Genomic DNA, 10472 nt, shown 5'->3' with positions numbered 1-10472 from the left:
TCCAGTTTGGTTTCGCCCAGGGCTGAGGTTAACAAACGCTTACCTAAACTCACGGCTTCATTTTGTTGCTGCTTTTTAAGGTAATTACGAATACCTAAAATAGCCCGGCTGGTCACTACATAGTTTAGCCAGTTGGCATTAGGTTTGCCGCCGGGGCTGGTAACAATTTCCACGGTTTGGCCGGTTTCCAGCACCTTGCTCAGCGAATAGGGCCGTCGGTCAACGCGTGCGCCGACACAGCGGTTACCGACATCAGTATGCACGGCATAGGCAAAGTCTACGGCCGTGGCGCCTATCGGTAACTCGACAATTTTTCCTTTAGGAGTAAATACATAGAGCTCATCCGGGTAGAGTTCGGATTTCACGTTTTCGACAAATTCATGGCTGGTGCCGGCACTTTGCTGCAGTTCCAGCAGGCTTTGCATCCAGCGCTGAGCGCGGATTTGCGCGGTCGATTCGCGCTGCTCGCCATTGACTTTGTACATCCAGTGCGCGGCAATGCCTTTGTCGGCCATTTCATCCATTTCGCGGGTGCGCATCTGAATTTCTACCGGAATGCCGTGCGGGCCTATTAATGAGGTATGCAGCGACTGATAACCGTTTTGTTTAGGAATAGCAATGTAGTCTTTAAAGCGGATTTCAATGGGTTTATACAGGTTATGCACCACACCAAGTACCCGGTAACAACTGTCTATGCTGTCAACAATAACTCTGAAGGCATAAATATCCATCACATCATTGAACATCAGTTCTTTGTTTTTCATCTTGCGATAGATGCTGTACAGGTGCTTTTCGCGACCGCTGACCTCAGACTGAATACCCACCTGGCTGATGCGCTGGCGAATTTCATTTTGTACTTTTTCCAGCAGCTCGCGTCTGTTACCTCTGGCCTGCGTTACCGCGCTTGACAAGGCCCGGTAACGCATTGGGTAAAGCGCCTGAAAACCCCAGTCTTCCAGTTCATTTTTTATGTTATGAATACCCAGTCGGTTAGCGATAGGTGCATACAGCTCAAGGGTTTCTTTGGCGATGCGACGGCGTTTTTCAGGCCGCAGTGCGCCCAGGGTCCGCATATTGTGAGTGCGGTCGGCCAGTTTAATTAAGATCACCCGGATATCCTGGGTCATTGCCATAAACATTTTTTGCAGGTTAGTGGCTTCAAACTCCTGATAATCTTTAAATTTGACTTTATCAAGCTTACTGACACCCTGCACCAGCTCTGCCACGGTATCGCCGAATAAGCGGGCTAAATCAGCTTTACTGACGTGAGTGTCTTCTATCACATCATGTAATAATGCGGCCATCAGGGTCTCATGGTCGAGCTTCATGTCAGCTAAAATACTGGTCACGGCGACCGGGTGGGTAATATAGGGTTCGCCGCTGGAGCGAATTTGTGGCGCGTGCGCGTCTCTGGCCACAACGTAAGCATGTTGTACCAATTGCACCTGCTCCGGCGGCAGGTAAGCACTAATTTGGTTTTTTAAACCTTCAAATAAATACACAGGCGCTCCAAAACTGCGACAGCTAAGGGTTTAGTTACGCTCTTATGAATATACGTTGAAAAAACACGGTTGCCAACGGCTAAAGCACCGCTGGCAAGCTTTGGGCAGGATTTTTAGTTGTCTGAACCAATAATAGCGGCAACAGCAGCCATTTCAGTGGCTTCTTGTTGCAACACGTCACGACGTTCCTGTTCATCCAGAATACGGTTGGTGATTAAGCCCTTTTCAATTTCGCGCAGCGCTACGACGGTAGGCTTATCGTTTTCTCGATCTACCAGTGGCTCTTTACCTTCCACTGACAGCTGCCGGGCACGGCGTGAGGCAACCAGAATTAAGTCAAAACGGTTACCAATTTTATCTACTGCATCTTCAACGGTTACGCGAGCCATTCAGCACTCCGAAATAATCAGGAATAGTAATATTCAACAACACGGGTCAATAACAACCCGTATTCAGGGATAATATGACCGAATAGTGTACGCTATTTTGCCGTTATCGCCAACAGTTGTTGCAGTAGCCCCTGATGACGACTGTGCTGCGAACTGTAACTGTTACGCTGGCTTAATACGATATGCTCCAGCTCGCTCAGCGCCTGCTGAAAATTATCATTAATGATCAGGTAGTCATATTCATCGGCATGCTGCATTTCGCTGCTGGCCTGCGCCATGCGTTTGGCAATGACTTCTGCGCTGTCGGTACCTCGGTTAGTCAGGCGCTGCTCCAGCTCGGTCAGGCTGGGCGGTAAGATAAAAATGCCCAGGGTGCCCGGCGCGGCTGCGCGAATTTGCCGCGCGCCTTGCCAGTCGATATCTAAAAAGACATCTATGCCTTGTTGCAGGCTATCGCGAATACCCTGGCGCGAGGTGCCATAGTAATTACCAAAGACTTCTGCCCATTCCAGAAACTCGTCGTTTTTAATGCGCAGCAAAAACTCGTCTACCGAAATAAAATGGTAATGCACGCCATCTACTTCGCCAGGTCGTGGTGCACGGGTGGTATGTGACACACTGACCTGCATGTTGGGCTGCTGTGTCAACAGCGCCTGGATCAGGCTGGATTTACCGGCGCCACTGGGCGCGGAGATGATAAAAAGGTTACCGCTTAAATCCTGCATAGAAGGCTCGTTTCGGGATAGCAAGCCGCCATTTTAGTCGTAGTCAACTGTTGGTGCAAATAGCGAAGTGTAACTTAACTAAAGCATTGAGCAATATAAGGTAGCTTGATGGTTTGCGTACTAACTGGTAGCACCACTGCAACCGTATGACCGGTCGGTCCTAAATAACCGCCGTTGGTCAGAATAGCTGTGTGTTGACAAAAAAACGCTATGCTAAATTATAGCAGTGAGCTTTTTTGTATTCAGGGTGGCGTTTTGTTAAAAACTATCAGTTTTATAGTGCTGGCGTATGCCGGACTCATTAGCCTGGCTAACGCCCAGACCTTTAATGAGCAGCATTATTTATACCGGATTTGGTCTGTTGAGTCCGGGTTGCCACAAATTTCTGTGACGGCGATAGCAGAAGATGCCCAGGGTTTTATCTGGCTTGGCACCCAAAATGGGTTGGCGCGCTTTGATGGTTTTCAATTTACGGTATTTAATAGCTCCAACACTGACGGCCTAAGCTCCGGCCTGATTACGGCTTTACATGTTGATCGGCAGCAACGGCTGTGGGTAGGCACCGTAAACGGAGTTTTTGTAAGGGAAAACGAGCGGTTCAGTCGTTATGATGCGGCGGCACCCCTGAGCGGGCCGGTATCGGCCTTTGCTGAATTGTCTGACGGCACCATATTAATTGGTGCCGGCAAATTATACCTCTGGCGCAATGGTGCTTTTGCTGACAGCCCACACCAAAAGGCAGTGTTTCAGCTTCACCAGCAAGCTGACAAGGTGTGGATTGGTAGCGAACATGGCTTTGCGGTATGGCATTTAGACACTTATCAATGGTTTGCAGCACCGCGAGAGCTGGCACCCTTGCAGTTTAGTAATATAGCTGTGGTTAATAACAGCGTTTATCTGGGCACTCACCTTGGGTTGTTTCATTTTCTAGATGATCACTGGCAGCAATTACCCTTACCTGAGCAGGACAACAACAGCCGGATTGATATGCTGTACAAAGATCCGCAGCAGCAGCTCTGGGTCGCTACCTATACGAAAACGTATCAGCTGGTGAACGGTGAACTAATCAGTGCCGATAAGGTACTTAACAAAGATGGCGATTTTATCTGGATCCAGACGATGTTGCAGGACCAGCGTAACAATATCTGGCTGGGTAGCCGGGCCCATGGCTTAAAACGGGTGCGCCAGGTGCCGACACAGCGATTTTCGGTAGCGGAAGGTTTGCAGGAGCCTTACACCTGGGCAGTAGAACCCTGGCGCGGCCAGTTACTGGTGGGTACAGGTAACGGTATGGCGCTGTTAAAAGACGGCCGTTTTTCTCTCCTGAATGCTAACGCCTATTTGCCAAATAAGTTTGTCTACAGCTTTTATCAGGACCAGCATAAACGTGTGTGGGTGGGGACCCGCAATGGCCTGGCGCAACTGGATGCGGATACCTTGCAGTGGCAAAGGAATATTGCTATCGACAGCCCTATGTTGATCACCAGCCTGGTGGCGGAAGCCAATAGATTATGGGTAGGTGCTCAGGGCGGTTTGTTTTATCTGGATAATGACCGGCTGCAGCAAGACGACGTGCCGGACATGTTACGAAAGGCCATGGTACGTAGCATTTTGCCGGATAGCGCGGGACGGCTGTGGGTGGGTACCGAAAGCGGCCTGTATTGGCGCACTGCAGAAGGGTTTCTTAAGTCGGTCGACAATCCATTGTCTGATAGCTTTATTACCGTGATTAAACAATTTGCTGATGGCAATATCTTTATTGGCAGTTTAGATCATGGCTTTATGCTGGGGCAACCTGGTCAGTGGCGCTATTTTAATCAAGCCTCGGGATTGCCAGGTAATAACATGATGCATGTTGAACAATTTAATGACTCTCTGGTGATCAGTAGTTTACAAGGCTTCTACCGGATTTCGTATTCTGCTCTGCTACAAGGCGAGCTACAGCAGCTGTATATGCTGGTTGATGACCGCCGGCCCGGTGCGGCGACAGACTCGCATCGGTGTTGTAATGGTGCCGGCAGTAGTAAGGGGGCCGTGTCGCAAAACAGGCTATTCTTTCCCACACTCGATGGCGTAGTGTCCTTGCCTCTGACACAACTCTACTATCACACCTTGGTGCCTCAGCCTGTTATTGAATCGCTTACCACCGGTGGCCAGAGGTTGCATGGCAGCCAGCTGGCGCTGTCTGCAGAGCAGCGGAACTGGCATGTTCAGTTTACTGCCCCCGAGTTTGGGCAACCTGCGACCCTGGCATTGCGTTATCAGCTAAAAGGCTTTGATCAAGACTGGGTAGATGCAGCTGGCCGGCGGGAAGCGTTTTACACCAATTTACCCCCTGGCCAGTACAGGTTTTCTTTGCAAGTTCGTGCCGCCGCAGATTATCGCTGGAGTGAGCCGGTAACCATGGATATCAGCTTGCAGCCCTATTGGCATGAAACCCTATGGGCCAGAACTTTGCTTCTGCTATGGTTACTGGCTATGTTGTGGCTGATTTTCCGTTGGCGATGGGCTAAGCTGGCGCAGCAGCAGCTGATGTTAGAACAACTGGTGGCGCAGCGTACGAATGAGCTTAAGCAAGCCAATCAGCAGTTGCAACAGCTGAGTATGCAGGATGCGTTGACCGGGGTGTTTAACCGGCATTACCTGGATGCTAATATCGATCAGATTTTGTCGCGCGTCGCCAGAAGCGGAGAAGCCTTGACGATGGCGCTGTTGGATGCTGACCACTTTAAAAGCATTAACGACAAACTCGGACATCAGGTTGGCGATAAGGTATTGCAGCAGTTAGCACAGCTTATCCGGCAAAAAAGTCGCAATACAGACCATTTAATCCGCTGGGGCGGAGAAGAGTTTTTGTTGATCCTGGAAGACAGCGCTGATGCGCCTCAGGTACTACAACGTTTACTGCAGGCCATTCGTGATTCTTCCTGGCAGCAGAGCGGATTGCCGCAACCACTGACCTGTTCTATAGGTGCGGTGTGCTTTACTGCTGACGCCAACTGGCAACATCAGCTGCAGTGGGCTGATCAGGCGCTTTATTGGATTAAAGCGCACGGCCGAGATGGCTATTTATTATTGCCGGAAAGCCAGATGCTGCCAGAGAATAGCGATTTACCTGAACTGCTGCTAAGTGGTGCAGTTAAGTTTTACAGTGACAAAAGCGTCACTGTTTAACATTCGCGGGTAAAATGGCTATCGCTTCGCTTTGGCTTTTACGGATAAGGTCAGGCTGAATTTTGCCATCGGCTCATCGCCATAAAGGCTGGGGCAGGTCACGATAACATTGACGGTTTCATTAATTCGCTCGCCACTGGCCAGTGATTGTTGAATCATTTGATCTATCACAGCGCCATCGTCGCTTCGAAAATGCACTTGCGCTTCAGGCCGCTTTAAAAACTCGCCTTTAACGTCTTTAAAAGCAAAATTGGCGTTCACCCCCAGCGCTTTGGCTTTGCTGAATACCAGAAAGGCGCCGGCTAAATCGGCCCCTATTGCCAGCGCACCAAAGTAAATACTGCCTAAATGATTTTTAGTGCGCCAGCTGTGCGGCATGGTCACTTCCAGGCTGTTATTGCTCATGCTGACAATTTTCGGTGAGCAAAAGCCAATCAGCGGGATATAGCGCCAGGCAAATAATTTCAGGCCCCAATTGGCTTTGCGTAATGACTCAGGCATCACTGACTCCATTTAAGTTAACTGGTCGGAGCTTATCACTCTGTTTGTTGTTCTGACAAGGCAGCTTTGTCGCAGCCGCCACTTTTTAGGGTATAGTAAGTATGTTTCGGCAGTAACAGGAGTAGTGGATGGATACAGTAGGTGCAGTACCCTTAGTCAGAAGTTTATCGGCACAGCCTTGTGCGCTGACCTTAAGCACCATGTTAATCCAATGGCTAAGTTATCAGGGGCTGGGGGTAGAGCAGCAACGGGTCAACAAATTATATGAAGCGCTGCAGCAAAATCCTAAGCATGCAACGGCCATTGCTAATACCCTATTTAGTTGGTTAGCCGGCATGAATATTTACCCTGCGCTGGTGCAGTTAGGCATTTTTTCACGGCGTGGGTTTTTCAGGGAAATGGCCTCGCGCCTATATGAGCGGATAAATCCGGCCCCGCGCGAGCAAAGCGATTTTAAAGATGTGCTGGTGCAATTATTTAGCGGCAAAGCCAATGCCGACTGGTTAACGGCCGACAACAGTGACAAACTGCTGGGCTGCTACCAGATACTGCTAAAACAGGCCGACCCTCAGGTGGTGGCAGCTTTATCTCTGCATTGTCGTGAAGAAATGCTATATGCGCTGGAAATGCTGGCCATTTGGGTGGCAGCAGAAGAAATTGAACCCGAGCTGATGCGCCTCGACCGCCGCCTAAGCCAGATTGACTCGCCCTTTATTGCGCTGAATCGCGAAATTAATGCCTTTGTCGATAGTGCCAGGCGTCAGTTAGCGGATGCCGGGCAGCCGTTATTGCAGACGGATCATCTGCAGGTAATGATGGCGCAGTCACGCGAGCAACTCGAGCGCTTGCGGCGGCGAGGCGCCGGTTTGGGCAGTTCGGTGTCGGTGTCTCACTTATTAGAGCGATTAGAGCAAACGCTGGATAGGATTGATAGCCTGGTGCTGTTGATAAGCAGTGAGCCTGATAGCCAGCAACAGCAGCTTTTTGGCCTGGTGGCCGAGTTGGCGCAATCCAGCACTGAACAGTTAAGTATCACTGCACTGTGGCGCAGCAGCACTCAGCTACTTTCTAAAAGTATTACCGTGAACAAAAGTGGTCATGGTGAGCACTATATTACCCGTAGCAGTGAACAATTTTTTAAGTTAATGCGCTCGGCTGCAGGGGCCGGCGTGATAATTGCGCTGATGGCACTGCTAAAAATATACATTGAAAGCCTGGGCTTGGCCCCCTTTCAACAAGCGCTGTTAGTGAGTTTAAACTATGGTCTGGGTTTTGTGCTGGTGCATGTGCTGCATTTTACTATTGCCACTAAACAGCCGGCGATGACAGCCGCCAGCTTTGCGCAGGAGGTAGAGCGCGGCGAAAACGGCAGGGCTGTGAACAAAAAACTGGCCAGCTTGCTTATTGACGTAAACCGCTCACAATGGGCGGCGGTATGGGGCAATGTCAGCAGTGCGATTTTACTGGCCAGTAGCATAGCGCTGATCGCTTTTTGGTGGCAGGGGCAGCCGTTACTCAATGCAGAAGTGGTCGGTTATCAGCTAGCGGCAATTTCACCTGTTGGCAGCCTGGCCTTGATCTATGCTGGCATTGCCGGTTGCTGGTTATTTTGTGCCGGTATTATTGCTGGCTTTTTTGATAATCGCGCTAACTGTTTAGAACTGCGATTAAGGTTATTTCAGCATCCATTTTTAAAAAGAGTTATCAAAGACGGCCCTCGCAAAAAGCTGGCTGATTATATGCACGATAATTATGGCGCTCTGGCCGGCAATTTCTTTTTTGGTGTACTGCTGGGCATGACAGGATATATTGGCTACGTCAGTGGTTTACCCCTTGATATCCGCCATGTGGCGTTTTCATCGGCAAACCTGGGCTACAGTAGCGTGAGTGGTGATATTGGCCTGTTGAGTTTTTTAAAGCATTTATTGTTTGTGCTGATGATTGGCTTTGTAAATCTCTGGGTGAGTTTTACCTTGGCGCTGAGCGTGGCGCTGCGTGCCCGTGGTACCCGTATCAATAAACTGCCGCTGTTATTTAAAAGTTTATTTGAGCAAGCTAAACAAAACCCGTTGCACCTGTTTTTCCCGGTTGTTGCAGTGCAAAAAGCCATGCAAGGCGGTAAAAAAGCTGATGAAAAGCCAAATGATCCTGTTAAAACAGATGAATAGCAGCAGGCAGAGTTATCTCATGTGAAACTTAGGGTAAAGGGCTTAGCGACAAGTCGCTTAGCTTGCTACGCAGCCGTTGCATAAAGGCAATGTCCGGGTCGTTTTTTTCCGTAAAATAATTGGCATCCGTTTCTTTCCACCAAGGGGTATGTCTGAATAAGTGATACTCGCTGTGACCTATAACATATTCAATCGGGTACTTTGACGCCAGGTAACGTATTAGCCTGGCATTGGCGTGCAGCTGGGCTTCTGTCATTGGTAACGTTGTGCCATCGGCAATATTTTCAATGCCTATGGCGGTGTAATTAAGGCCAATAGTATGGCGCGCCATAGTGGTTTCGGGCATTAACTGATAGATGCTGCCGTCTCTGTCGATCACAAACTGACTGGACACATTCAAATCGCCTCCAGCCCGGATACCGTCACGCGCTACAGGCAATAAGGGCGGGTTAAATGCGTCAAAGGTTTGTTGTAAAGTGGGGATCACCGTCCAGTGCACCACTACCATCCGCGGCGTAATAGTAGGCTCCTGTTGCACCATAGTGTAGCGCTCCTGCATGTACTGCAAGGTCAGCGCCTTGCGCTGTTCATCAAATACTATGGGTTTTTGAATAATTTCCAACTCATCAGGCACATCAGCCGCCACAGCTAAAACAAAGAGCAGCGTCATCAGGCTTATCAACAGTTTAATCATCGCTATTCCTTAGAGCAAAACACAGAGTGGTATAGGTGCATGGCTTCTAAAAATGAAACTTTTTACAGGAGTAAAGCCTGCTTTGTTTTGCGACTAAAAAGGGCATAGGCTATTAGCTTATGCCCTTTCGGTTATAAGTGATGAAGCTTAAGGTCTTTCAAAGGCTTTTATTACGCGCGATACACCCTCTACGTTGCGGGCAATATCTACGGCTTTATCGGCTTCGGCGCCGCCGACTAAACCCATTAGAAAGACTTCGGCGTTTTCGGTGACGACGCGGATATTTAAGCCGCTGACGTCGCTATCAGCCAGTAACTGACTTTTCACCTTGGTGCTGATCCAGCTGTCGCGGGTGCGGGTGGTAAGCGAAGTGGGATTGCCCAAGCGGATTTGGTTATGTACTTCTTTCACGCTGGCAATATCCTGCACCAGCACTGCCGCTTGTTGCCACACTTGCTCGGTCAGCGCTTGGCCGGTCAGCAATACCACGCCATTGTAACTGGTAACACCCAGATTGCCGCCTTTAGAGGTCACAGGGTCATCCGCCAAAGCGCGGCGGGCTTTAATGGCGATGCCGCTGTCATCAATTTGTGAGCCCAGGGTGCGACGATCAGTCGCAGAGCCAACGGCAGTAGCACCACCGGCCACTACTGCAGCAGCACAGCCTTGTAACAGCAGCAGGCCGGCGAGGATCAGAGCGGGTTTAAACATGGTGTTATTCTCCTTGCTGTGGAAACAGCGTCATATCAATTAATTCGCACAATGCGTGTAGCAAAAAGGTGTAGCTTTCAAATAAACGGGCCGGACTGTGTGCTGTCACTTTCAGCTCTACATCCTGCTGATTTAACAGCCCCGATAGCTCGCCATTATTATCAGGGGACATGTTATCAGGGGTCAGTGCTATCACTTTCATATCATTAGTCAGTGCCGCTTCGACCGCTTTTATTAGGCTATGTTCCGCGCCAGTGAGCGAAATGACCAGTAACACATCGGCATTGTGCCCCAGCGCCTTGATTTGTCGCGCCAGGTACTGGGCATTAATCTGATTGCCAGGTTGCAGGCTCGACATATCTGCTTGCAATGCCAGTGCCGGTAAACAGGGGCGCTCGGTTTCAAACTGATCCAGCAGCAGTTGCGCGAAGTGTCCGGCCAGACTGGCACTGGCACCATCACCGCAGCAGAGTACCTTGCCACCACTAATCAGGCTCTGCACTATCATTAGCGCGCTTTGTTCGATGGGCCCAGACAGCGCCTCGCTGCTGGCAATCATCGTTTGAATATTTTCGCTGAAAAGTTGCCGGATATGTTCTTGCATCAAT

General features: G+C 49.7%; 9 protein-coding genes. 2 read left to right on the top strand and 7 right to left on the bottom strand.

What is annotated here, in order from left to right; translation table 11 throughout:
- The 3 genes from V7D78_RS04700 to gmk form a co-directional block, all read right to left on the bottom strand.
- The coding region (locus tag V7D78_RS04700; RefSeq protein WP_442886501.1) for a RelA/SpoT family protein at positions 1–1502 on the bottom strand (1502 nt) is incomplete at its 3' end.
- Positions 1503–1615: 113 nt separating this feature from the next.
- Positions 1616–1891, bottom strand: coding sequence for a DNA-directed RNA polymerase subunit omega (gene rpoZ, locus V7D78_RS04695; protein WP_333607274.1), 276 nt, complete (start codon positions 1889–1891; stop codon positions 1616–1618).
- Between the two features lie 92 nt (positions 1892–1983).
- Complete coding sequence (gene gmk, locus V7D78_RS04690; RefSeq protein WP_333607273.1) at positions 1984–2616, bottom strand: guanylate kinase; 633 nt, start codon at positions 2614–2616, stop codon at positions 1984–1986.
- A 255-nt stretch (positions 2617–2871) separates the two neighbouring features.
- Here gmk and V7D78_RS04685 point away from each other — a divergent pair, with 255 nt between their 5' ends.
- The gene (locus V7D78_RS04685) at positions 2872–5790 is read left to right on the top strand and encodes a ligand-binding sensor domain-containing diguanylate cyclase (protein WP_333607272.1); all 2919 of its coding nucleotides are present in this window, start codon (positions 2872–2874) and stop codon (positions 5788–5790) included.
- Positions 5791–5808: 18 nt separating this feature from the next.
- On the opposite strand, the gene V7D78_RS04680 is transcribed toward V7D78_RS04685, so the two are convergent.
- Complete coding sequence (locus V7D78_RS04680) at positions 5809–6291, bottom strand: PaaI family thioesterase (RefSeq protein ID WP_333607271.1); 483 nt, start codon at positions 6289–6291, stop codon at positions 5809–5811.
- A 128-nt stretch (positions 6292–6419) separates the two neighbouring features.
- On the opposite strand from V7D78_RS04680, the gene V7D78_RS04675 reads away from it, so the two are divergent.
- Entirely contained in the window at positions 6420–8459 is a 2040-nt protein-coding gene (locus V7D78_RS04675) for a site-specific recombinase (protein ID WP_333607270.1), read from the top strand.
- 28 nt (positions 8460–8487) lie between these two features.
- Here the strand turns inward: V7D78_RS04675 and V7D78_RS04670 are convergent, their stop codons facing one another.
- From V7D78_RS04670 to V7D78_RS04660, 3 genes are all read right to left on the bottom strand, one after another.
- Positions 8488–9153 carry an N-acetylmuramoyl-L-alanine amidase gene (locus V7D78_RS04670; protein ID WP_333607269.1) on the bottom strand — a complete coding sequence of 222 codons (666 nt, stop codon included), beginning with the start codon at positions 9151–9153 and terminating at the stop codon, positions 8488–8490.
- Positions 9154–9300: 147 nt separating this feature from the next.
- Positions 9301–9864 carry a division/outer membrane stress-associated lipid-binding lipoprotein gene (gene dolP, locus V7D78_RS04665; protein WP_333607268.1) on the bottom strand — a complete coding sequence of 188 codons (564 nt, stop codon included), beginning with the start codon at positions 9862–9864 and terminating at the stop codon, positions 9301–9303.
- Between the two features lie 4 nt (positions 9865–9868).
- Complete coding sequence (locus V7D78_RS04660; protein ID WP_333607267.1) at positions 9869–10468, bottom strand: SIS domain-containing protein; 600 nt, start codon at positions 10466–10468, stop codon at positions 9869–9871.
- Between the last annotated feature and the right edge of the window lie 4 nt (positions 10469–10472).

The sequence above is a fragment of the Arsukibacterium sp. genome, from assembly GCF_036735525.1.
Taxonomy (GTDB): Bacteria; Pseudomonadota; Gammaproteobacteria; order Enterobacterales; family Alteromonadaceae; genus Alishewanella.
The sequence above is the reverse complement of the archived record's forward strand: the minus strand, read 5'-3'. Positions and strand labels throughout refer to the sequence as shown.